Origin of the sequence: Alteromonas gracilis (assembly GCF_002993325.1) — a bacterium.
In the GTDB taxonomy this organism is placed as follows: Bacteria; Pseudomonadota; Gammaproteobacteria; order Enterobacterales; family Alteromonadaceae; genus Alteromonas; species Alteromonas gracilis.
Map to the genome: position 1 here is coordinate 199,929 of NZ_PVNO01000005.1, position 23,440 is coordinate 223,368.

Here is a 23,440-nt window from a genome sequence, read left to right on the forward strand (position 1 = left end):
CATTATGTGGGTCTAACCTAAGATTCAATTGATAAACGCGTATAGTGGTATACCTTTACAGGGTAAGCGCTCATGTCGCTTTTTTTATTGCAGTTATTTTTGCTCTAAGTTACAGCATCGCTTGCCCAAAATTGCCCCCATTGTTAAAGTGTGCGGATAACTATCGACTTCACGTTAAAGCGTCGCCATCTTACCTTTGCAAATACGCGTTAACACAGAAACAGGAATACACTCTTCATGTTTAAAAAGCTTCGAGGCATGTTCTCTAACGATCTGTCCATCGACCTCGGAACAGCTAACACGCTGATTTATGTAAAAGACCAAGGTATCGTACTTAATGAACCTTCAGTAGTAGCTATTCGCCAAGAACGAGCGGCTGGCCCTAAAAGCGTGGCTGCGGTGGGTGCAGAAGCTAAACGTATGCTTGGCCGAACGCCGGGCAATATTCGTGCTATTCGTCCAATGAAAGACGGTGTGATAGCCGATTTCTACGTCACTGAAAAAATGCTTCAGCACTTTATCAAGCAAGTGCACGATAATAACTTTCTTCGACCAAGCCCTCGTGTTTTGGTTTGTGTACCTTGTGGCTCTACCCAAGTAGAGCGTCGCGCAATTAAAGAGTCTGCGCTTGGCGCTGGCGCCCGTGAGGTTTTCCTTATCGATGAACCAATGGCAGCGGCGATTGGTGCAGGTTTACCGGTATCTGAAGCACAAGGTTCGATGGTCGTTGATATCGGTGGTGGTACCACTGAAGTTGCGATCATCTCACTTAACGGCGTTGTTTACTCTTCTTCTGTGCGTATTGGTGGTGATAAGTTCGATGAAGCGATTATCAACTACATTCGTCGTAACTTTGGTTCACTAATTGGTGAAGCCACCGCAGAGCGTATCAAGCATGAAATTGGTGCTGCATACCCTGGTGAAGAAGTGCGTGAAATTGAAGTTCGCGGCCGTAACCTTGCAGAGGGCGTGCCGCGCGGATTTACGCTAAATTCGAACGAAATTTTGGAAGCACTTCAAGAGCCGTTAACCGGTATTGTTTCTGCAGTTATGGTTGCACTAGAACAGTCTCCGCCTGAGCTTGCTTCAGATATATCAGAGCGTGGTATGGTGTTAACCGGCGGTGGTGCGTTACTGAAAGACCTAGATAGATTGCTAATGGAAGAAACGGGTATACCAGTGGTTATCGCTGATGACCTGCTGACCTGTGTAGCACGCGGCGGTGGTAAGGCTTTCGATATGATTGACCTTCACGGTGGCGACCTGTTTAGCTACGAATAAACAGGAAAGGCAACCGTAAGGTTGCCTTATTTGTATCATGGATACTATTTTTACTCGTGGGCCCTCTTTAAATATCAGATTAACACTGGCGCTTGTTTTGTCAGTGACGCTGATATTTGTCGATCATAAATTAGATGGCTTTAAATCGACGCGAGTTTATCTGAACTCTTTAATGAGCCCCCTTCAGTATATCGCTAACCTTCCTGGCCTTTTACTTAGCGAAAGCGCTCAGCGTCTTACGTCTCAAGAACAGCTCTTGGCTGAAAATCAAAAACTCAATAACCAGCTGTTGCTGATGAGTGAGAAGCTACAGCAATTCGATGTTATTTCCAAAGAAAATGCCCAGCTTCGTGAGTTATTACAAGCGCCAGTGAGAGAGACCTCGCGAAAAATGGTCGCCGAGCTTATGGCTGTAGATAAAAACCCTTACAGCCAGCAAGTGGTGATAAACAAAGGGGCCATAGATGGCGTTTACCTATCTCAACCAGTGCTTGATGACAAGGGTGTTGTGGGCCAAGTAATGGAAGTAGGATCGACAAACAGTCGTGTTTTACTTATCGCCGATGTAACCCACGCCATCCCCGTGCGCTCTCTTCGCAACGACATCCGCTTTATCGCGACGGGAAGCGGTGCCCTCAATGAACTCTTTCTTGAGCATGTTCCCCACAGCGTTGATATACAAGAAGGCGATACGCTTATCTCTTCCGGCTTGGGAAACGTTTTTCCTGAAGGATATCCTGTGGCAAAAGTCACGCAAGTTGTGCGCGATGAAAGCCGGCCTTTTGCCCGGGTTATCGTTAAGCCTTTGGCTAATTTAGACAGGCTTCGTCACCTTCTTCTTCTTTGGCAAAATAAGCCGGATGAAGATGAATCGGAACCCGAAGTGGATGATGTAATCGATAACGAGGAGAAAGCGTCCGATGCGTAAACGTAACCTCGTTATTTGGCTAAGCATTCTGGTTGCACTGGTTCTTCAAATTGTACCTTTACCTTCGCAGGTTGACGTGTATCGCCCTGATTGGGTATTGGTCGTGCTAGCCTATTGGAGCATGGCGCTGCCTCATAGAGTTAATGTTGGTGTTGCCTTTCTAACAGGGGTGGCAATGGACGTGTTAGTCGGCACAACGCTTGGGATTCACAGTTTAGGGTTGAGCCTTAGCGTGTACATATTGGCGGCAAACTATCAACGCTTACGCAACTACTCCGTGTGGCAGCAAGCGATAATTATTGGTCTTATGTCGTCGCTTTATCACCTCATGACGTTTTGGGTTCAGCACCTTTTAACCGATATTTATTTTCAGGTGGATTATTTGTGGCCAGTTTTAACGTCTATGGTGCTATGGCCCTGGGTATTTTGGCTGCTAAGACGTACCCGAAGACAGTTTTCTATATCCTAATCCACCCCTCTTTTTGCTTTAACCAAAGGTAAGTCAATGACTAAATCGGTAGTATTAGCGTCAGCATCACCAAGACGCACCGCGTTGCTCAAGCAGATGAACATTGCGCACACAATACATCCTGCCGATATTGACGAGTCGCCGCGCCTCAATGAAACACCGCAAGCGCTCGTTACACGCCTTGCAGCAGAAAAGGCGCAAGCCGTTAAAGCTCAGCTAGAAACGCAGCATTCTATGACCGCAGATACCGTCATCCTAGCAAGCGATACGCTAATTGCATTTGAGGGGCAAAGCGTTGGGAAACCAATTGATAAAGCCGACTCTAAAAAAATACTGAGAATGCTTTCTGGAAAGCAGCACGAGGTGTTAACAGCTATCAGCGCATTGAGTGATTCGCGCCAACAGACCCAAGTTATCACCACCGCTGTGACTTTTGCAGCATTGACGGATGAGCAAATTGACGCATACTGGGAGACAGGAGAACCTGCTGATAAAGCAGGGAGTTACGCTATTCAAGGTATTGGTGGAGAATTTGTGGTGTCAATTAATGGCAGTGCAAGTGCTGTAATAGGTTTACCCCTTTATGAAACCCGCCAATTACTCAATGCATTTGGAGTTGTGTCGTGAGTGCTGAACTGCTTATTAATGTTACACCATCAGAGTCACGGGTTGCGCTGATTGAAAACGGAATATTGCAAGAGATACACGTCGAGCGTCACACTAAACGCGGGCTGGTTGGCAATATCTATCGCGGTAAAGTAAGCCGTGTATTGCCCGGTATGCAAGCAGCTTTTGTTGATATCGGCCTAGAGAAAGCGGCCTTTTTACACGCGTCGGACATAGTCATTCACAACGAAATTGCAGAGGAAGTCTCGGCAAGCCATATTCAAAAACAAGACATTCGCGAGTTGGTGCGAGATGGTCAAGATATTGTGGTTCAGGTGGTAAAGGACCCAATTGGCACTAAAGGTGCGCGCTTAACAACAGACATTACTATCCCAAGTCGCTATCTTGTATTTATGCCTTCAGTTACCCATGTAGGCGTATCTCAACGCATCGAAGAAGAAGTCGAAAGAGAGCGCTTGAAGTCGTTGGTGCAAGAGTTTTGTGATGAAAACGGTGGTTTTATTTTGCGCACCGCCGCAGAGGGTGTAGGCAAAAATGAACTGCAGTCAGACGCCGCGTTCTTGCGAAGACTCTGGGATAAAATTCAGTCTCGCATGAAAAAACGCAAATCTAATGTGCTTTATGAAGATTTACCGCTTGCACGGCGCGTATTGCGTGACTTTGTAGGCACAGAACTCGATAGAATACGCATAGACTCAAAGTTATCGTTCCAAGAACTCTTTCAGTTCACCAAAGAATATGTGCCTGAAATGAACGGCAAGCTTGAGTACTACACCGGCGATAGACCTATCTTTGATCTATACGATGTTGAAAATGAAGCGCAGCGCGCGCTTGAACGTCGGGTTGACTTGAAATCTGGTGGTTACCTCATCATCGACCAAACCGAAGCTATGACCACCATAGACATAAATACTGGCGCCTTTGTTGGGCACCGTAATTTAGAAGAAACCATATTTAATACCAATACTGAAGCGACGCAAGCAATAGCTCGTCAACTAAGATTGCGTAATCTTGGCGGTATGATCCTTATCGACTTTATCGATATGATTGAACCAGATCATAAACGACGTGTCTTACATTCATTAGAGGTAGCGACTAACAAGGACAGAGCCAAAATTAACATTCACGGTTTTACCGCGTTGGGGTTAATTGAAATGACCCGTAAACGCACCCGTGAAAGCATTGAGCATATTCTCTGTGGCGAGTGCCCTGTGTGTAAAGGGCGTGGCACAGTGAAAACTATTGAAACCATTTGTTTTGAAATAATGCGTGAAATAGTGCGGGTTAACCGCGCCTATGACGCTGATAAATTTGTGGTTTATGCGTCTCCCAAAGTAGCAGAAGCGCTAATGGGGGAGGAGTCTCATATGCTGGCCGAACTCGAAGTATTTGTATCTAAGCAGATTAAGGTACAAACAGAAACACTGTACAACCAGGATAAGTACGACGTCGTCATGATGTAATGCATTAACGTTATACAAAGGCAAAATGTGACAAATTTTTCGTCGGTAGCTGCTTATCTACTTAAGAAGTTCTGGCTGCTACTCGCCGTATTACTGGTACTTTTCGCGCTAGTTTTAAGCGCTGCACGCTATGCTCTGCCGCATATTGAGCACAACAAACATTTGTTGGAAAACTATATAAATGAGCAGTATGGCGTAAACCTATCTATAAAAAGTGTGCATGCTGTTTGGCAGCGCAGCGGTCCTAGCATTGTACTAAATTCGGTGTCTCTAGCCAAAGATGATGCCTCTCCAGTTGCGCTTGATATTCGGCAAATTTACGTCGAACTGGACTTTTGGGAGTCTCTGCGCCATCAACTTATTTCTTCTACTCGCTTTGAGTTACGCGGTCTTCAACTGAATATCGATGCAGACCGTTTATCAGGTGGAGGAAAAAGTAACTTTCCTGTCGTAAGTGCACTTGAACGCTTATTCTTGGAGCAGCTACAAAGCTTCTCGCTTGAAGACGGTGCCGTATCGCTAACGCATCTTAACGAGACGAACTCCTTTAACATAGAAAGCTTGTCTTGGAATAACCATAACGAGCGACATCAGGGATTAGGCCAGTTAAAAGTCGCCGAGTTAGCTGCAAATTCTGCTTCGTTTGTTATTGATATCAAGGGATCGCGCGAGGACTTTGAAGGCGTTTTCTACGCAAAAGCAGAAGAACTTGATATATCACCATGGGTTAGCGATTTAATAAAAACGAAGCGTCCGTTAACGCAAAGTCGAGCTAATTTTGAAGTATGGGCTGACTTTACCAATAGTGAAATTGTTAGCGTACAGGCGGAGCTCGATAATAGCTTACTAGAATGGGGCGGCGGTCGCGCTAAAACCGTAACAGGTATTACTAGCGGGAGTTTGCAAGTATTACCCAACACGGCAAATAAACAGGGTGGGTGGAATGTCAGATTAGACAATCTTGTCGTTAGTTCTAACGGTGAGACGATGACAACCGACCTTATAGGCAGTATTGCACCAAGTGGCGATGTATTGGTAAATACGATTAAGCCTGTTCAGGTAAATCCGTTTTTACTGCTCCTTCCACTGTTTATGGACGACACCGGTGAAGACGAGATACGTGAGCTAGATCCGAAAGGCGAGCTTGCGATTTTGCAGATCCAATTACATAACGGTGAACCTTCGTTGGCTGCAAAAGTGTTCGATTTACAATGGAATAAAACGGATAAAATTCCAGGGCTATCGTCGCTGAACGCTGACTTGTTTTGGTATAAAAATAATGGGGCAATCTACTTAGATAGCACCGATAGTGTGTTGAGCGCGAACGGGATAATTAAAAAAGACCTCAATATCCATTCATTCACCTCGCAGTTCTACATTTATCCCACAACCTCAAGCGGGAAGGATAAGCAGTGGATAGTTAAAGGCAGCAACATGCTGTTTGACAGCGATGCGGTCACACTAAAACCTCAATTTAAGCTCAATACCTCTACGGGGTTCATGTCTCTCTACGCGGACGTGAGCGCAATCCCCTTAAGCGAGGTGAGCGATCTTTTTCCGGTAGCCGTAATGGGGAAAAATACAGATAAGTATCTAACCCGCGCTTTTAACGGAAAAGGCGACATAAGCAGTGCGCGCATTCTGTGGCATGGCGCAACCAGTGACTTTCCTTTTGAGGATAATACAGGCATCTTTCAAGCATATGTCGATATCAAAGGTGGCGACTTTTTATTTGCGCCAGACTGGCCTGCGCTCAGTGATTTAGATCTCTCGCTCTATTTTGTAAACAACGCTTTGGTGATGGAGAGTCCGACCGCGACGTTGGCAGGCATGCAAATAAGTAATATGTCAGCAGCAATTCCAAGTTTTAAACCTGATGCTCGTCTTGCAATTTACGCCACCGGTGAGGGAACCGGTGACGCGCTTACTGCACTTATGATGAATTCATCCCTTGAAAATTCTTTAGGGAAAGTACTTAAGGATGAAGTGCAAATTAGTGGGCCGCTTTCCGCAGACATTAAGCTTGATATCCCGTTCAAAGGTAAAGATGTGGTGGCTTCTGGTACGGCACATCTCGCCAATAACCCCGTTTATGTGGCCACCACAAAGATGCTTTTCGATAAAGCATCAGGAGACGTGTCGTTCACCAACGGTGACATTGACGCTACTAATCTACAAGCACGTTTCTTAAAGCAGCCTATCTACCTTTCACTATCAGGTAGGCAGAGCGATACCTACGACCTCTCAGTTGAGTTAGGGGGGCGCTGGCATGTACACCCACTTGCAAATTATGTGAATACGGAGCTTACTGACTATATTGATGGTGAAAGTGAGTGGAAGACCAGCGTTGATCTCACGTTATCGAAAGATAGCTTTGAGTACGCAGCAAATTTGACAGCTGATTTGACGGCGACGCAAAGCCTATTGCCAGCACCCTTTGATACATCAGCAGGAAGTGAACTGCCTCTCGTGGTAAGTAGCGAGGGCAATAGTAAAGCTTCAAATGTTGTGGCAACGCTCGGCGACAGTATTCGTTTTGACGGAATTTTACCGCACAAGGAAATGCAGTTTTCCCGCGCTCATCTCGCGTTAGGTGAAAGTGATATCGCTAATATCGGCACGGGTTTTAGCATCAGCGCAAACTTGGCCGAAGCCGATGTGCAAGCGTGGTTTAGCACGATTGATATGCTGCTTTCAGGGGCAGGGGAAGATGCTGAACAAAAAGCCAGAGTAAAAAGCGCGCTAACAAGCGATATGGAAAATACGGCGGACTCCGAACGCAGTACGCCCCGTGCCAATTTGTTTGGTACACCGTCACGGATTTTTGCAAAAGCTGAAAAGCTCAATTTTGCCGGACACACGATCAAAAATGCCCAGCTAAACGCGACCGAGCGGAACAAGGACTGGATTTTAGATTTGGCGTCACCTCAGGCGCGGGCCACGATTCGGATTAATAGCGATTTAGCGCAGCAAGGTATAGAGATAAACGCAGACTATTTGTCGCTAGATAAGCCGGTGCAACTGGCGTCTAGCTCATCAAACGATAGTCTTCATGTAGAGAGCACCGCTGTTGTAACAGAACACGTCTCGGTAAAGGAAGATTCGCCATACACTATCGATCCTATCTCTCTACCGCCCATTTATTTTTATTGCCAATCTTGCGGTTTTCATGGCATCGACTTAGGTGAAGTTACCCTAGATATTGCAAAGGATGATAGCGGGCTTGCCATTCGTCAGCTTTTGCTTAAGTCAGACGAAACCAATATCACCGCCAGCGGTTACTGGAAGCACGTTGGTGGAGAGATACAAAGCGCATTAAACGGTACGCTAACGTCTGCTGACGTTGGGCAAATGTTAAAAGAATATGGCGTTGAGTCGGGTATTAAAGATTCGAGCGCCGATATTAGGTTTAACGTTAACTGGCCCAACGCACCCATGGATTTTGGCTTTGAAGCACTGAACGGCGACGTGGAATGGTCTTTGTCTGATGGATATTTAACCGAGCTTAGCGACAAAGGCTCCCGAATTTTCACGCTGTTTAGCTTGAATTCAATTGTTAGAAAGCTCAGTCTCGACTTTAGAGATGTTTTCGCAAAAGGCTTTTTTTACGATGACATGGGCGGCACGCTTAATATCGTGAACGGAAAAGCGTACACCGACGATACTGAAATTGACGGTGGTGCAGGTGAAATAGAAATTAATGGTTACACAGATTTAAACACCGGCGGCTTAAACTACAATGTGTCGTTTGCGCCAAACGTCACGGGTAACCTGCCGTTCTTGGTGTATTTTTTAGCAACACCACCCACAGCATTAGCCGCATTGGCCATCGACCAAGTGCTAACCTCTGCGAAAGTGATTTCGAATGTGAACTATCGCGTTACTGGCACCATAAAAGATCCTAAGTTCGACGAAGTTGAGCGTAATAGTAAAGACATTAGTTTGCCTGCGCAGAATGCGCCTGTTCCTGCTAATCCGCAAGACCGGCCGCTAACGGATGATGACCTACGCAGGGTGAAAATGGAGGTGATCGATGGTTAATCTAGTTGCACTTCAAATGACATCTACGCCCAATGTAGATGAAAATCTTGATAACGTGGCAAAAGAGATGGCTGCGGCCAATATTGAAATAAACAGTTTGGTTGTGCTGCCAGAATGTTTTGCCTGTTTCGGCGGCAAAGACAAAGGTCAGTTAGCTATTGCCGAAAACAAAGGCGAAGGTTTGATCCAACAGCGCTTGTCTGCATTGGCTGCTCAATATCAGTGTTATATCGTGTCTGGTACATTTCCGGTTAAAACGGATAATCCAGAAAAATTTTCTGCAGCCTGTATGTTGTATGGTACTGAAGGCGAGGTACTTGCGGACTATCGCAAAATACATATGTTTGATGTGTCGGTGAACGACAATACGGGAAGTTACCGTGAGTCGGCGACAACGCAGGCAGGAACTGAGGTTGTCACCATTAACACGCCAATTGGCAACATTGGGCTTGCGGTGTGCTATGATGTACGCTTTCCAGGATTGTTTTCTGCAATGGGCGATATTGATATTTTAGTATTGCCGGCGGCGTTTACCCAACGTACTGGTGAAGCGCATTGGCATGCATTATTGCAAGCCAGAGCGATAGAGAAACAGTGTTTCGTGGTGGCAGCAAATCAAAGCGGCGTGCACGCAAACGGTCGTGAAACTTACGGCCATAGCATTGTTTTATCACCATGGGGCGAAACCCTTGCCGAACGTAAAACCGACGTAGGTTTTGTGGCGGCCAACGTTGACATTGCAGAAAGAGAGACCATTAAACAAAATATGCCGGTTGCCGAACATAACCGATTCAGGAGTCACCTTGTTTAAATCTGTTGAGCGTCATTTATTATCTGACTCAGGGCTAGATATTTCAAAGCTAGAGAAGGCGCTAGCTACTATTCATAGTCACAGCACCGACTATGCCGATTTGTATTTTCAGTCTAGCCAGCATGAAAGCTGGGTGCTAGAAGACGGTATTATTAAAGAAGGCAGCTACAACATTGAGCGCGGCGTTGGTGTGCGCGCTATCAGCGGCGAAAAGACAGGGTTTGCTTACTCAGATGAAATAAGCGAAGAAGCCTTAACTAAAGCATGTAAGGCGGCCCGTGGTATCGCACCTAGTGGCGGTACACAGCAAGTTGCAGCATTAGGCCAAAAAGCTGTTGAAGCGCGTTATAGCGAGAATAACCCTATTCTTGCGATGCAAGATGCTGAAAAGATTTCACTGCTTAAGGCAGTAGACGCTTACATTCGCAAGCAAGAGCCCTCTGCCAATCAGGTCGTCGTGAGCTTGAGCGGTGTATACGAAGAAATACTAGTAGCAGGGAGCGACGGTACGCTAGCAACAGATATACGTCCATTGGTACGTTTGAACTGCTCGGTATTGCTAGAGCAAGGTGATAGACGCGAGCGTGGATCAGCCGGCGCTGGTGGTCGTTATGCTTATTCGTTTTTCAAACAAGATGAAAACGGAAAGCCTTACTATGAGAACCTTGCTGAAGATGCACTTCACATGGCGCGAGTGAACATGCAGGCAGTTGCCTCTCCAGCAGGTGCTATGCCAGTTGTACTTGGTAACGGCTGGCCGGGCGTGTTACTTCACGAAGCGGTGGGGCATGGCCTTGAAGGCGACTTCAACAGAAAAGGCGCTTCAACATTCAGTGGCCGCATAGGCCAACAGGTAGCTGCTAAAGGTGTCACCGTCGTTGATGACGGTACATTGAGCGACCGTCGTGGTTCGTTGTCAGTGGATGATGAAGGTACGCCAACCGCACATAACGTTTTAATTGAAGACGGTATTTTAAAAGGTTACATGCAAGACAAGCACAATGCCAAGCTTATGGGGGTTGCGCCAACCGGTAACGGCCGCCGTGAATCTTATGCTCACCTTCCTATGCCACGTATGACAAACACTTACATGCTGGAAGGGCAACACGACCCTCAAGAAATTATTGCGTCTATCGATAGAGGCATTTACGCGCCGAATTTCGCGGGTGGCCAGGTAGATATTACCTCAGGTAAATTCGTGTTCTCTAGCGCGGAAGCTTACCTTATTGAGAACGGCAAAATTACTGCACCAGTGAAAGGCGCAACCTTAATTGGTAACGGCCCAGAAGTGATGCAGAAAATATCAATGATAGGCAACGACACTGCGCTTGATAAAGGCGTAGGGGTATGCGGTAAAGACGGTCAGAGTGTACCAGTGGGTGTAGGTCAGCCAACACTTAAAATAGATGAGCTTACTGTGGGTGGTACTGCATAGCTATCCGTAATCAATACCCGATGAAACTAAAAAGGTTGGACAGTCGTTCCAACCTTTTTTGTCTTTGGCGACAGAAGCTAACGGCTACTGGTCGTCGTGCATCACATCCTTCAAATACTGAAACAGTTCTCTAAACGCTTTCGGCGGTGCATTCTTTTCGCGCTCTTTTTTAATTTGGCGATGAAACTGGCGTAGCTTTTGTCTATCGAGCTCAGGGTACTGTTCAATGAGCTTTTGAATGGCAGGGTCACCTTGTTCAATAATCGACTCACGCGCTTTCTCTAATGCATGAAATGCAGCATTTGCTGCCTGATGTTGATGGGTAAGCTTAGCCAATGCTTCTTCTATTGCAGTGGTGTCTCGATTACGCAAGGTTTTGCCGATGAACTGAAGCTGACGGCGATAACCATCCTTTTTCTTATTAACCCTACGCGCTATAGCCACCGCATCTGCTAACTCTTCATCCATGGGAATAGTGGCAATATGGGCATCGGTCAGGTTAACCAGAGTTTCACCTAGCTTGTGAAGCTCTTTTGCCTGACGCTTAAGTTCAGTTTTACTGACTAACTCTTCCTCTTCGAACTCATCTGCTTGCGCATCTTCGAAGTAAGGATCTTCGGGAGAATTGTATTTCTGATCACTCATTTCAAACTCATTAGTGTTACACTTTAGCTAAATTGTAACTATCACAGTCGAATTAAGACAGCGAAACTTACTATGCAAATTGAGCAGCAGTTAGGCGACATTCAAAATGTCGTAGATGATGTACTAAAATTAGCGCTATCTAAAGGCGCGACCCAAGCCGAAGCCAGCATGTCTAAAGTGCAGGGCATTGCCGTATCTTCACGTATGCAAGAAGTTGAAAACGTTGAGTTTACTAACGACGGCGGCTTAGGGATCAGCGTATATGTGGGCAAGCGTAAAGGGAGCGCGTCTACCGCAGATTTAAGCAAAGCGGCACTGACGTTGGCGGTAGAAAAGGCCGTAGATATTGCGCGATATACAAGTGAAGATCCGTGTACAGGACTAGCCGACGAAGATCTTATTGCGACAGAATTTCCTGATTTAGACTTATATCACCCAGAAGAGCTTAATACTGAGAATGCGATCAAAATTGCCATTGAAGCTGAAACGGCTGCAATGAACTACGACCCGCGCATCACTAATTCAGATGGCGCATCGTATAATGCGAATCTAGGTATGCGTGTGTACGGTAATACCCATGGAATAAACGCAGGTTATCCAAGCAGTCGCTATTCACTAAGCTGTATGGTTATTGGCGCACAAGATGGCGATATGCAGCGTGACTATGCCTACACGGTAAGTCGCAAAGCGGCACTGCTTCAATCGGCAGCGTCTGTCGGTGAAGACGCGGCGAAAGCCACTGTTGACCGTTTAGGTGCGCGTAAAATCAATACAGCGAATGTACCTGTGCTTCTACATCGCGATATCGCGTCTAGTCTGTTTGGGCATTATGTGGGCGCAATTAGCGGTGGCAGCCTGTATCGCCGTTCAAGCTTCTTACTAGACAGTTTAGGCAAACAAGTTTTCCCAGAGTGGCTTAACATTGAAGAGCGGCCATTTATTAAAGGTGGTCTGGCAAGCTCAAGCTTTGATAATGAAGGCGTAGCGTGTTCTGACATGACCATTGTTGAAGCAGGGCAGTTAGCCACATATCTTTATACCACTTATTCGTCGCGCAAGCTTAACACCCGTTCGAACGGCCATGCTGGTGGTATTCACAACTGGCTAGTGGGTGATACGGGTCAAAGTGATGCTGAATTACTTAAAGATATGGGCACAGGTCTGTTTGTGACCGAACTGATGGGGCAGGGCGTTAATGGTGTTACTGGTGATTACTCACGCGGTGCAGCAGGATACTGGGTTGAGAATGGTGTCATTCAGTATCCAGTGCACGAGGTAACCATTGCCGGCAATTTGAAAGATATGTTCAAAGGCATTGTTGCAATTGGCGCTGAAAAAGATGTACGGGGCAGTGTGCAGACTGGGTCGGTGCTTATTGACCAAATGAAAATAGCGGGAAGTTAAGCTTACAACCCGCATATTTTATCTATACCGTTCAACGAGGTTTATAAAACCTGTTAGCTCACCGATGATTGTTCGTTTACATTGCGAAACTCGGTGGGCGACATGCCAGTGGACTTCTTAAAGCGCTTTGAAAACGTAAACACGTTTGCATAGCCCACATAGCTTGCGATATAGGATACTGGCCATTGGGTACTTAGCAGCAAGCTTTTTGCCCTAGCCATGCGCAGGTGGATGACATGCTGTTTCGGACTTCTTCCATAGGTTTGTAAACAAAGCCTATGAAGGTGAGGGGATGAATAATGGGCTTTCTCACTTAAGCTTTTAATATCCCAATCAAACTGCAGTTGTTTATCTACAGCTGAAAACAAGCTGTTTAGCCTGTTGATTTGACGTCTTTCCTTTTGCTCACCGGTTTTACATTCCCCGAGCTGTTTCTCGATAATGGTATAAAGGTATTTTGATACTATTTGCATCGCCGCCTGTCTGCTCTCGACATCGCGCTCTAGATACAGAAGCTCCATAGCGTGATGCAGTCCTTCTAAAGCCACATTGTCTAAAACTACAGCGCCACGGTTTCTAAGCGGTTTCCAACGTTCAACATCCGCGAGATTGAGCCAAATAATATCCCATTGCTCACTAACGATAGATACTTCGAAACTCTGATTAGCGGGCAAAATGATAAGCTGCCCCTCAGACAATGAAGGATTTTCACATGGCGTACGAAATACACCTTTCCCACTGAGGCAATAAAACAACGTATGGTTAGGGGGCGAGACGCGTCCAACCGTGTAATTTCCTGATAAATTAGAGCATCCGGCAAGCTCTATTTCCAGCTCACTAATTTCTGGTGCATTGCTGCTATCGATAAAGCGTTCAAAGCAGCTTGGCCCTATGTCTACAATATCTTTGAAACTAGGTTGCATAAATATGATTTGATAGTTTTGGATAAATAGATGAAAGATTAGAGCATAAAGGATTCACTGAAAGTTAGCTATATTGAGAGCAACTAAAATGTAAGAGAACAAATATGTTTAATGTTGCGCAAGTAGTGGCTCAGAATGATTGGCAAAACCCCGTGGTGTTTCAGCGAAATCGAATCAATGCTCACAGCCCCCATCATGGGTTTACTTCGTTAGAGAATGCGCTGCACAATATCAAAACACGCACGTGCAGCCTTAATGGCCAATGGGATTTTCGGTTATTTGATGCGCCTGAGAGCGTCCCCGAAAGTTTGCTTTCTGCAACATTGAGCGCTGAAGAAGGTTGCCTTTGGCAATCCATCGTTGTCCCTTCAAATTGGCAGCTGCAAGGGTATGACAAGCCCATTTACTGCAACGTCAAATATCCTTTTGCGGTAACCCCTCCAGTTGTGCCTAAAGATAATCCTACAGGTTGCTATCGCACAGTTTTTACTGTCACAAAAGAGCAGCTTTCACAACGTAATCACATCGTATTTGAAGGGGTAAATAGTGCCTTTCATCTATGGTGCAATGGAGAATATGTTGGTTATTCTCAAGACAGTCGTTTACCTGCTGAATTTGATCTTACAAAGATACTGGTAGAGGGCGAAAATCGCCTTGCTGTTATGGTGATCAGATGGTCTGACGGTAGCTACCTAGAAGACCAAGATATGTGGTGGTTAAGCGGTATCTTTCGCGATGTTAGCCTAATAACTAAGCCTCATCATCACATTCAAGATGTGTTTGTTACACCAAATCTTGATGCTTGCTATCGAGACGGAAGTGTCTCAGTGCGTACCGCCATCAATGCACCTTCTACCTTTAAAGTGGGTATCCAGCTTTTTGATGGTGATAACGCTGTTACAGAGCAAGCGATTACAGGTACCAATAATAAGCGTATAGATGAAAAGGGCGGTTGGGATGATGTGGTATTCCAAACGTTAGCTATAAAAGAGCCCAAACACTGGACCGCAGAAACGCCAAACCTGTACCGCATTGTCGTATCCCTTATTGATGAGAGTGGCAACACAGTAGACCGAGAAGCCTATAACGTGGGCTTTAGAACTGTTGAAATGAAAAACGGTCAGTTGCTTGTTAATGGTAAAGCAATATTGATTCGCGGCGTGAATCGACACGAGCATCATCAATCCAAAGGTCACGCTATTAACGAAGATGACATGCTTGAAGACATTAAGCTGTTAAAGCAAAACAACTTCAACGCCGTACGCACCGCACACTATCCGAATCACCCTCGCTGGTACGAACTTTGTGATGAATACGGGCTTTATGTGGTAGATGAAGCCAATATTGAAACCCACGGTATGTTTCCAATGGGCAGGTTGTCACGTGATCCACTCTGGGCTGGTGCTTACATGGCGCGCTTTACTCAAATGGTTGAGCGAGATAAAAACCACCCGTGTATCATCATCTGGTCATTAGGCAATGAGTGTGGCCACGGGCCGACACACGACGCCATGTATGGATGGGCTAAGTCATTTGACCCATCGCGACCAGTCCAGTATGAGGGCGGCGGCGCGGATACCACAGCAACTGACATCATTGCGCCAATGTATGCAAGGGTAGATACCGACATTAAAGACGACGCGGTGCCTAAATGGGCTATTAAGAAGTGGTTGTCGATGCCCGGTGAAAACCGGCCCGTTATTCTGTGCGAGTACGCGCACGCTATGGGTAATAGTTTAGGGAGCTTTGACGAGTACTGGAAAGCGTTTAAGGCGTATCCTCGTCTTCAAGGTGGCTTTATCTGGGACTGGGTTGATCAAGGGTTAACAAAGCATACAGAAAGCGGCGAAGCCTATTGGGCCTATGGCGGAGACTTCGGCGATACGGACAACGATAGGCAGTTTTGTATAAATGGATTGCTGTTCCCAGACAGAACCCCACACCCGCACTTGTTTGAAGCCAAATATTGCCAGCAACACGTGAGCTTCTCATTAGTGGAAAAAGACCATACCCTCGCGCTTTCTTTAAAAAGCGACTACTTATTCAGGCGAACAGACAACGAGCGTTTACGCTGGCAGGTACTTGAAGACGGCAAAGCAATTGCAGAAGGCGAATGCGATATTGATATCGCACCCCAGCAAACACAGACCCTTGATATAAACCCTGAAATTACGTTTAAGGCTGGCGCTGACTATCACCTAAACATCGACGTGGTGTTAGCTAATGACTGTTCGTGGGCGAACGCGGGGCACGTAATGGATACCGCGCAATTAGCGCTTGCCAACAAAAGCGGTATTGTATCTTTTGCTTCAACGGATAGAGACATAGAAAGCGTCAAAGCAGAAATAGATGTAGAAGTGCAAGATGCCGTGCTGCTTGTTAGTGTGCAAAACCAGGTGTTCAGCTTCAATAGTAAAAGCGGGCTATTAACGTCGTGGCTTAAAAACGGGAATGAGACCCTTAGCGCCCCCCTAGAAGACAACTTTTTCAGGGCTCCGCTAGATAACGATATTGGCGTGAGTGAAGTCGATAACCCTGACCCAAATGCGTGGGAGTCACGCTGGCGTCGTGCCGGTATAGGGCAATGGGAACGCACTTGCACCCATATTGACGTAAAACAGAGTACCAGCGATGTGCGTATAACATCGTTATTTGAATACCATCACGCCGACATGCTTGTGGCGGCGACTAAGTGGACGTATACCATTGACAGGCAAGCGAAGCTGAAAGTGGACGTAGAAGTGCTGTTAGATGATAGCTTACCGCCTATGCCTAGAATTGGTTTGCAAACGGCAGTACCGGCACAGACCGAGTTGCAGCAAAATCATTTAACCGTTTCTTGGTTGGGTTTGGGCCCGTTTGAGAACTATCCTGATAGAAAGGCCGCGGCCCGTTATGGTCACTACGCGCTGCCAATTGATGAAATGCAAACGCGATATGTTTTTCCAACTGATAACGGTTTGCGAAGCGACTGTAAGCAATTAAATATTGCGGGTCTGCAAGCGCAAGGGAAGTTCTACTTTAACGTCAGTGAATATGGCCAGGCACAACTTGATAATGCTAAACACACCAGTGATTTATTCCCGCAAGATTGCATCTTCGTTTACATCGACCATGCACATATGGGAGTTGGGGGAGATGACTCATGGAGCCCAAGTACGCACAAAGCTTTCCTATTAGAGGAAAAAACGTACCGGTATTCATTCCTTTTTGAAGCAATATAAATAAAGCACTTTACAGAGCTGCGGTGCGCGCAGCTCTGTCGCTTAAGCTCGCTAACGTGGAGTTTCGCTTCTTAACGTTTACCTATAAAAAAGCCGCTACGTTTTGTAGCGGCTTCTTGCAGATTCAATACTGGCAAAGGTATAACTTAGCCGTCAACCTGCCCACAGAAACGGTAGCCTTCACCGTGAATAGTCACGATCAATTCTTCATCTGTAGGATCTGATTCAAAGTGCTTACGAATTCGGCGAATGGTAACGTCTACCGTGCGGTCATTAGGACGCAGCTCGCGGCCTGTCATTTCCATAATAAGCTGTTCGCGGGTAAGGATCTTACCTGGGTTGCTAAGGAAAAGGTGAAGAGCACGGAACTCACTGCGTGGTAAACGGAATTCTTTGCCGTTAGGAGAAATCAATGAGCGGCTATCGCCATCAAGTGTCCAGCCATTAAAGCTTACGCGGCTTGGTAAATCGTCGTCTTCAGCAGAGTTAGTTGTGCGAGAAAGTAAGTTGCGTGCGCGAATAGTTAGCTCGCGAGGATTAAATGGTTTAGTCAAATAATCGTCTGCACCAATTTCTAGACCTAAAATACGGTCCACGTCGTTGTCACGACCAGTAAGGAAAATTAAACCTACATTTTTACGGTCACGCACTTCGCGCGCCAAAATAAGGCCATTTTTCCCTGGAAGATTAATATCCATAATCACCAAGTTAATAGCGTGATTCTCGAAGAAATCATGCATTTGATCACCATTTTCGGCTTCAAATACATTATACCCTTCCGCTTCAAATAAACTCTTAAGCGTGGTACGGGTTACCACTTCGTCTTCAACAATTAACACATTTGGCGTCTGCATGGTGTTCTACACTCTTTCTAAAATACGATTTAAGCAACTAACTGGTTAAATTTTAATATTCATACACTTGATTGCAAGTAACTTGTGAATATTCTTAACAGTAAGATATTGGGGTTAGCCAATAAAAAACAAGAAAAGTTCATACTTTATACAACTATTACGAGGTTTTCGCATTAATAACGGGGAATACAATTATAAATTCCACTCCTTCGCCTTCCTCACTGGTTATCGATATCGAACCATTAAGCGCTTGCGTCACCAAGTTGTAAACTAAGTGCATGCCTAGTCCTGAACCGCCCTGACCTCGTTTTGTCGTAACGAAGGGGTCGAATATTCGCTTGCGGATCTCAGGTGGAATGCCTTTACCGTTATCGGTATAAACAAGCTTGAGTTTATTATCACTAACTAACTCGGCACTAATGTCTATTGTGCCTTCTTCCATTGATTCAAACCCATGAATAACTGAATTCATAATTAAGTTAATCAAGATTTGATTTATTGGGCCAGCCTTCGTTTCAACGTTTAAGGTAGGGTCGCAATTTACGTTGATGTTGTGTTTTAATTTTTTTAGTCGAGGCTGCAATGACAGTAGTATCTCATTAACTAGCTGCACAACGCAAAAACTTCGGCTAGATTCTGACGTTTGATCCACCGCAACTTGCTTAAAACTGCTAATTAGTTCTGCTGCTCGGTTCAAATTCCTATAAATGATGTTCAGATTTTCTTTGCTTTCATCTAAAAAGCGCTTCATTGCGCTAGCCTTAAGCGTCTTGTTGTCGAAGTCTTTCTGGATAACCTCAAGTCTATCTAACATCATGGTTGATGCTGTAACGCCTAAGCCAATTGGCGTGTTTACTTCGTGAGCCACCCCTGCAACCATATCACCCAGGGACGCCATTTTTTCATTTTGCACTATTTGTCGCTGGAATTGATGAAGCTTCTCTAGCGTTTGAATTAGTTCTTGGTTTGCGTCTTTTAATGCTGTGGTTCGATGACTCACCATATCTTCAAGGCTTGCATTAAGCTTTCTGTGCTGCTCTTCTGCCTGACGCTGCTTCTGCATATACTCTTGCATGCGAAAAAGCATCACATTTACCGCGTCAGCCAGTATATCTAGCTCACGGATACTAGAGCGGTCAGCTCTTGCAGAGTAATCCCTTTGACGGGATGTACGCTGTAAGAAGCTAGCAATTTGTTCCACGGGGCCGGTCACAACGCGCTGCAAGCGCACTGCTGAATAGAAACTAATGGCAAGTAAAGCAAGTGCTACTGCTATGTTAAGCCAAATTGACTTTCCAACTAGCTCATTGAAGTTATCTGATGACACTCGCAAATATATCCAGCCCAGCTGAATATTGGTTTCTGTGTCGAAGACTTTGGCACTTAATTCAAGGTAGTGACCGTTATCAGCAAACTGAGGCGCCATGAATAGGGAAGGTAATTGACTTTCTTTTCCGCCAAGCAGTAGCTGGCCTTCTCTATTATAAGAGGCAAATATTTGAGGTTCAGCTGATTGGCTTTGTAACTTATATACGTGGGCGTTTAAAACAAGCTCTGCTGCGCTAAGATTGCTCAATGCACCTTCGATGCGTTCGGGTGTTTCATCATAGAGATAATTAGAGGAACTTCTCGCGACCAGTTTTGCGAGCATGAGCGCGTTTGACTCAAGCTCATTTCGATATGTCTCAATTTGCGTATAAACAGCGAGCGTTGACAAAACGGCAAGTGAAAACGTAGTAATTGACATTACTACCCAAAGAAAAAGGCTTCTAATAGAAAGCTTAACTGCGTTATCTGTCATATCCGTTTTGCATACAAACCATGCGCGTCTTCCGTAGGACAATAGTGGCGCATTATCCTACAAAAGGAAAGGTGCGCATAAACAATAATTAATATGGCAAAAACGGCGAGCTTCAAAGAGATGCGTAAAGCTGTTGATAGTCTTTTGCCGCGGCCTCCCACGTAAAACGTGTTCTCATTCCCCGCAGCTGCATCTCTCTGAATTTAGCCTTATCTTCATAATAGGCAAGCAGTGCGCGGCGAATACATGTCAAAAGTGCATAAGGCGTTGGATCGTCAAACACGAACCCAGTCCCTTCTAGGTCATTGCTATGGTCGATAACCGTATCTTTTAAACCGCCAACAGAGCGCACAATTGGAACGGTACCGTAGGCTAAACTATACATCTGATTTAAGCCACAGGGTTCAAACTGAGACGGCATGAGGAAAAAGTCTGCGCCCGCCTCAACAAGATGGGCGTGTTCTGAGCTAAATCCGTTAATAAAAGCAAATTGGTCGGGATGCTGTTGGGCAAACTCACCTAAATCCATACACACTTTCGGATCGCCGGTTCCTACAATCACCATTTGAACACTATGCTTAATCAGATCATCTAAAATCGGGAGAATATAACCGAAGCCTTTTTGTTCGGTAAGGCGACATACCATACCGATTAGCGGTATATCAGCGTTATCAGGCAATCCGCATTTTTCCTGCAATACGCGTTTACACGACGTTTTCGCATGAAAGTTTTCGGTACTGTAATTTTCTGGCAAAAATGTGTCGGTCTCAGGGTTCCATTGTGTGTAGTCACAGCCATTCAGTATCCCGCTCAAGTCTGCTTGCCGTTTAACTAAGCGCTCGTGAAGCCCATGGCTGCCTAAATCGGTTAATAACTCTTTTGCGTAATTTGGGCTAACGGTAGTGATTTTCGTTGCGAACTCAATACCGCACTGGAGCATATTGACATATCCGCCATGCACTTGATTTGAGATATCGGGATGATGGCGTAGATATGGAATGGTGTCGAGCTTATGCACCCCTTGAAAAGCCGCGTTATGAATAGTGAATACAGTTGCGGTATCTTTAAAATAGCCTGACTTTTCATGGTTGAGTAAGAACGGCAACATAGCCGTGTGCCAGTCATGGCAATGGATGACATCTGGTTGTTTATTAATCGCTTTTAGCGTTTGTAGAACTGCACCGCTGAAAAAACTAAATCGCTCTCCGTTATCGTCGTATGCGTCAAATGCGTTAGCATAGAGTCCTTCTCGCATAAAATGCTCGGGTGAGTCGACGAAATAAATAGGAATATCGTGCCACTGCAAATACCGAATATTAAAATGGTAAACTTGGCCTTCAGTAAACAAGGTTTGCGGTTCTGTTACCGTGGCTAAATTAAGTTGTTCATCCAGTACACGGTAGTAGGGCATCACAATAGTAATATCCTCACCTAACGCATGAAGTGCAAGAGGAAGGGCTTTCCCCACATCTGCAAGGCCGCCGGTTTTCACCAGTTCTTCCACTTCCGAAATAGCAAATACAATATTCACAGGTGCTCTCCCAGAGCTTAATGCACAGCGCACTTATTATGTTGTAAGGTTCGAACCGCATAAAAAGCCACCGAGCAGAGCACTCAATGGCTTTAACATCAGACAGTCATGCTAAATTAGCACAAGCTTATGGCTTTTTTAATTACAACGCAGCCTGATAAACAGAAAATTGTGAAGTTTGTGCTGTTGTATAAACCGTTTGAAAATGTTCTGACAGCAATCCAGGATAAGGTAAAAAGCGGTTGGCAACCATTTGCATGGTACCGCCACGAGACAAGCAGGCTTTCGCATCTGATATAAAGCGTTTAGTGATCGTGTAGTCTGTTTTTACACCGGTATGGAAAGGTGGATTAGTAACAATGTGCTGTATTTTTTGCGTTATACCATGCAAACCATCAGCAGCGTACAAGGTGGCCGACAACTGATTTTCCGCAAGCGTCAGTGCACTACAATACACCGCCAGCGCGCTCACATCTGTGAGGTGCAATTTTAAATGCGGATATTTCAGCATGATGTAGCTCGCTATAACGCCCGCACCACACGCAAAGTCTAGTATTTCACCACTCAGTGAGGACGAGAGTTTTTCTAACAATAGCTCGGTACCTGCATCAAGTTCTTTGTAGCTAAACACACCAGGCATTGTGGCTACTTGCCATGATGTACCTTCAACGGTGTAGGTATTTATATCCACCCATGCATCGGCCTCGAACGCAATATGAGGTTCATCTACCACAACGGTAATAAGACTGCAGTGACGCGCCGAGTCCACTTTTTGTGTCGTACCATATTGCTGCATCAATTTCGCAGCGCTTTTTATACCGCCTTTATTTTCGCCTACAACGTGAATATGACCGTGTTGCCCGACCATACCTGCCGCCATTCTTAACAGCATTTGGAAATGGGTTTTGGCCTTGGGCAAGAAAATCATTACATCGGTATGTGATTTTTCAAGCGTCACAAAGGGCGCGAATATATGAGTATGATTACCGACTTTTTGAGTCACCTCAAAACCTTTGCGGTTAATATCTCTGCTATCAAATGACGCTGAGGGAATAACCCGTACAGACTCTGAAAACACATCAAAATACTGATGAACAACGGTCACTTCCTGTGATTTCAAACTATCTAGGAAGTAAGCGTCGGAAGGGTTGATAAACGCCCATTCGCCTTTTTCGAACAGTGAAATATTGCGTTCTAACAGCTGGCTTTGAGGAGATAAGATCATTACTTAGTGCGCTCGAATATTAAATCCCATACCCCATGGCCTAGCTTCTGGCCGCGGGTTTCAAACTTGGTGATTGGACGATAGTCCGGGCGAGGTACATAGTCGCCGTCAGTTGCCGTGTTGGTGTAACCGTCAGCATTATTCATGACCTCTAGCATGTGCTCAGCGTATTGCTCCCAATCAGTCGCCATATGAAAGCAGCCGCCAATGGCTAATTTAGTGCGAACTAATTCAACAAATTCAGGTTGTACAATACGACGCTTATGGTGGCGCTTTTTGTGCCATGGGTCTGGGAAAAATAGCTGGAGGCGAGATATTGAACCATCTGGGATCATATTTTTTAGCACTTCAACCGCGTCGTGCTCCATTACCCGTAAATTTTCAACGCCTTGTTCGCTAGCATCGGATAAGCAAGCACCAACGCCTGGTCGATGCACTTCAATGCCAATAAAGTCTTTTTCAGGGGCATTCGCGGCCATTTCAACTAACGATTTGCCCATACCAAAGCCAATTTCTAACACCACAGGCGCACTTCGCCCAAAAAGATCAGGCAGCGATAAGGGGGATTCGACATAGTCAATACCCTTAGTTGGCCAGTGATCTTCAAGCGCTTTTTCTTGTGCTTTTGTAAGTCTACCTTCGCGTTTTACGAAGCTTTTTACTTTGCTTACGTATACTCCGGCGGCTTCAGCTTCCGCCTGACTTTTGAATTGCCTCATTTGCAATGCCTTTCTAACCCAATTTTCTGGTGGCGCATTATCCACTTACCCACGGCTTA

At 45.5% G+C, this 23,440-nt stretch carries 17 protein-coding genes; 10 read left to right on the plus strand and 7 right to left on the minus strand.

Features of this window, described 5'->3' with window-relative positions:
* Positions 1–237 precede the first annotated feature (237 nt).
* The 8 genes from C6Y39_RS03620 to tldD are packed head-to-tail and all read left to right on the plus strand — an operon-like array spanning position 238 to position 11,055.
* Entirely contained in the window at positions 238–1,281 is a 1,044-nt protein-coding gene (locus tag C6Y39_RS03620; protein ID WP_105929958.1) for a rod shape-determining protein, read from the plus strand.
* A gap of 37 nt (positions 1,282–1,318) precedes the next feature.
* The gene (gene mreC, locus C6Y39_RS03625; protein WP_105929959.1) at positions 1,319–2,209 is read left to right on the plus strand and encodes a rod shape-determining protein MreC; all 891 of its coding nucleotides are present in this window, start codon (positions 1,319–1,321) and stop codon (positions 2,207–2,209) included.
* On the plus strand, positions 2,202–2,678 hold the full coding sequence (gene mreD / locus C6Y39_RS03630) for a rod shape-determining protein MreD (RefSeq protein ID WP_105929960.1): 477 nt from the start codon (positions 2,202–2,204) through the stop codon (positions 2,676–2,678). Before mreC ends, mreD begins: the two co-directional genes overlap by 8 nt.
* 36 nt (positions 2,679–2,714) lie before the next feature.
* Positions 2,715–3,305: a Maf family protein gene (locus C6Y39_RS03635; protein ID WP_105929961.1), complete on the plus strand. Its 591-nt coding sequence runs from the start codon at positions 2,715–2,717 to the stop codon at positions 3,303–3,305.
* Positions 3,302–4,768 carry a ribonuclease G gene (gene rng, locus C6Y39_RS03640; RefSeq protein ID WP_105929962.1) on the plus strand — a complete coding sequence of 489 codons (1,467 nt, stop codon included), beginning with the start codon at positions 3,302–3,304 and terminating at the stop codon, positions 4,766–4,768. The genes C6Y39_RS03635 and rng overlap by 4 nt, the downstream gene beginning before the upstream one ends.
* A gap of 27 nt (positions 4,769–4,795) precedes the next feature.
* On the plus strand, positions 4,796–8,809 hold the full coding sequence (locus C6Y39_RS03645; protein WP_105929963.1) for a YhdP family protein: 4,014 nt from the start codon (positions 4,796–4,798) through the stop codon (positions 8,807–8,809).
* On the plus strand, positions 8,802–9,620 hold the full coding sequence (locus C6Y39_RS03650; RefSeq protein WP_105929964.1) for a carbon-nitrogen hydrolase family protein: 819 nt from the start codon (positions 8,802–8,804) through the stop codon (positions 9,618–9,620). Before C6Y39_RS03645 ends, C6Y39_RS03650 begins: the two co-directional genes overlap by 8 nt.
* Positions 9,613–11,055, plus strand: coding sequence for a metalloprotease TldD (gene tldD / locus C6Y39_RS03655; protein ID WP_105929965.1), 1,443 nt, complete (start codon positions 9,613–9,615; stop codon positions 11,053–11,055). The genes C6Y39_RS03650 and tldD overlap by 8 nt, the downstream gene beginning before the upstream one ends.
* A gap of 84 nt (positions 11,056–11,139) precedes the next feature.
* Here the strand turns inward: tldD and yjgA are convergent, their stop codons facing one another.
* The gene (gene yjgA, locus C6Y39_RS03660) at positions 11,140–11,700 is read right to left on the minus strand and encodes a ribosome biogenesis factor YjgA (protein ID WP_105929966.1); all 561 of its coding nucleotides are present in this window, start codon (positions 11,698–11,700) and stop codon (positions 11,140–11,142) included.
* 72 nt (positions 11,701–11,772) lie between these two features.
* On the opposite strand from yjgA, the gene pmbA reads away from it, so the two are divergent.
* The gene (pmbA, locus tag C6Y39_RS03665) at positions 11,773–13,104 is read left to right on the plus strand and encodes a metalloprotease PmbA (protein WP_105929967.1); all 1,332 of its coding nucleotides are present in this window, start codon (positions 11,773–11,775) and stop codon (positions 13,102–13,104) included.
* Positions 13,105–13,157: 53 nt separating this feature from the next.
* Here pmbA and C6Y39_RS03670 read toward each other — a convergent pair whose 3' ends face one another.
* Positions 13,158–14,027: an AraC family transcriptional regulator gene (locus tag C6Y39_RS03670; RefSeq protein WP_105929968.1), complete on the minus strand. Its 870-nt coding sequence runs from the start codon at positions 14,025–14,027 to the stop codon at positions 13,158–13,160.
* Positions 14,028–14,131: 104 nt separating this feature from the next.
* On the opposite strand from C6Y39_RS03670, the gene C6Y39_RS03675 reads away from it, so the two are divergent.
* Positions 14,132–17,251 carry a beta-galactosidase gene (locus tag C6Y39_RS03675; RefSeq protein ID WP_105929969.1) on the plus strand — a complete coding sequence of 1,040 codons (3,120 nt, stop codon included), beginning with the start codon at positions 14,132–14,134 and terminating at the stop codon, positions 17,249–17,251.
* A 146-nt stretch (positions 17,252–17,397) separates the two neighbouring features.
* Here C6Y39_RS03675 and arcA read toward each other — a convergent pair whose 3' ends face one another.
* The 5 genes from arcA to trmB form a co-directional block, all read right to left on the minus strand.
* Positions 17,398–18,105, minus strand: coding sequence for a two-component system response regulator ArcA (arcA, locus tag C6Y39_RS03680; RefSeq protein ID WP_105929970.1), 708 nt, complete (start codon positions 18,103–18,105; stop codon positions 17,398–17,400).
* A gap of 157 nt (positions 18,106–18,262) precedes the next feature.
* Positions 18,263–19,906 (minus strand): sensor histidine kinase, encoded by a 1,644-nt coding sequence (locus C6Y39_RS03685; protein WP_105929971.1) that lies wholly within the window; start codon positions 19,904–19,906, stop codon positions 18,263–18,265.
* A 112-nt stretch (positions 19,907–20,018) separates the two neighbouring features.
* The gene (gene glgA / locus C6Y39_RS03690; protein WP_105929972.1) at positions 20,019–21,437 is read right to left on the minus strand and encodes a glycogen synthase GlgA; all 1,419 of its coding nucleotides are present in this window, start codon (positions 21,435–21,437) and stop codon (positions 20,019–20,021) included.
* Positions 21,438–21,579: 142 nt separating this feature from the next.
* Positions 21,580–22,662: a methyltransferase gene (locus tag C6Y39_RS03695; protein ID WP_105929973.1), complete on the minus strand. Its 1,083-nt coding sequence runs from the start codon at positions 22,660–22,662 to the stop codon at positions 21,580–21,582.
* Positions 22,662–23,381, minus strand: coding sequence for a tRNA (guanosine(46)-N7)-methyltransferase TrmB (trmB, locus tag C6Y39_RS03700; RefSeq protein WP_105930021.1), 720 nt, complete (start codon positions 23,379–23,381; stop codon positions 22,662–22,664). The genes C6Y39_RS03695 and trmB overlap by 1 nt, the downstream gene beginning before the upstream one ends.
* Between the last annotated feature and the right edge of the window lie 59 nt (positions 23,382–23,440).

Bases quoted from the DNA above. Each gene is read 5' to 3' on its own strand.
- C6Y39_RS03620 (WP_105929958.1), top strand. From the start codon at position 238: ATGTTTAAAAAGCTTCGAGGCATGTTCTCTAACGATCTGTCCATCGAC.
- mreD (WP_105929960.1), top strand. From the start codon at position 2,202: ATGCGTAAACGTAACCTCGTTATTTGGCTAAGCATTCTGGTTGCACTG.
- C6Y39_RS03675 (WP_105929969.1), top strand. From the start codon at position 14,132: ATGTTTAATGTTGCGCAAGTAGTGGCTCAGAATGATTGGCAAAACCCC.
- pmbA (WP_105929967.1), top strand. From the start codon at position 11,773: ATGCAAATTGAGCAGCAGTTAGGCGACATTCAAAATGTCGTAGATGAT.
- C6Y39_RS03670 (WP_105929968.1), bottom strand. From the start codon at position 14,027: ATGCAACCTAGTTTCAAAGATATTGTAGACATAGGGCCAAGCTGCTTT.
- arcA (WP_105929970.1), bottom strand. From the start codon at position 18,105: ATGCAGACGCCAAATGTGTTAATTGTTGAAGACGAAGTGGTAACCCGT.
- mreC (WP_105929959.1), top strand. From the start codon at position 1,319: ATGGATACTATTTTTACTCGTGGGCCCTCTTTAAATATCAGATTAACA.
- C6Y39_RS03635 (WP_105929961.1), top strand. From the start codon at position 2,715: ATGACTAAATCGGTAGTATTAGCGTCAGCATCACCAAGACGCACCGCG.
- yjgA (WP_105929966.1), bottom strand. From the start codon at position 11,700: ATGAGTGATCAGAAATACAATTCTCCCGAAGATCCTTACTTCGAAGAT.
- trmB (WP_105930021.1), bottom strand. From the start codon at position 23,381: ATGAGGCAATTCAAAAGTCAGGCGGAAGCTGAAGCCGCCGGAGTATAC.
- C6Y39_RS03650 (WP_105929964.1), top strand. From the start codon at position 8,802: ATGGTTAATCTAGTTGCACTTCAAATGACATCTACGCCCAATGTAGAT.
- C6Y39_RS03685 (WP_105929971.1), bottom strand. From the start codon at position 19,906: ATGACAGATAACGCAGTTAAGCTTTCTATTAGAAGCCTTTTTCTTTGG.
- C6Y39_RS03695 (WP_105929973.1), bottom strand. From the start codon at position 22,662: ATGATCTTATCTCCTCAAAGCCAGCTGTTAGAACGCAATATTTCACTG.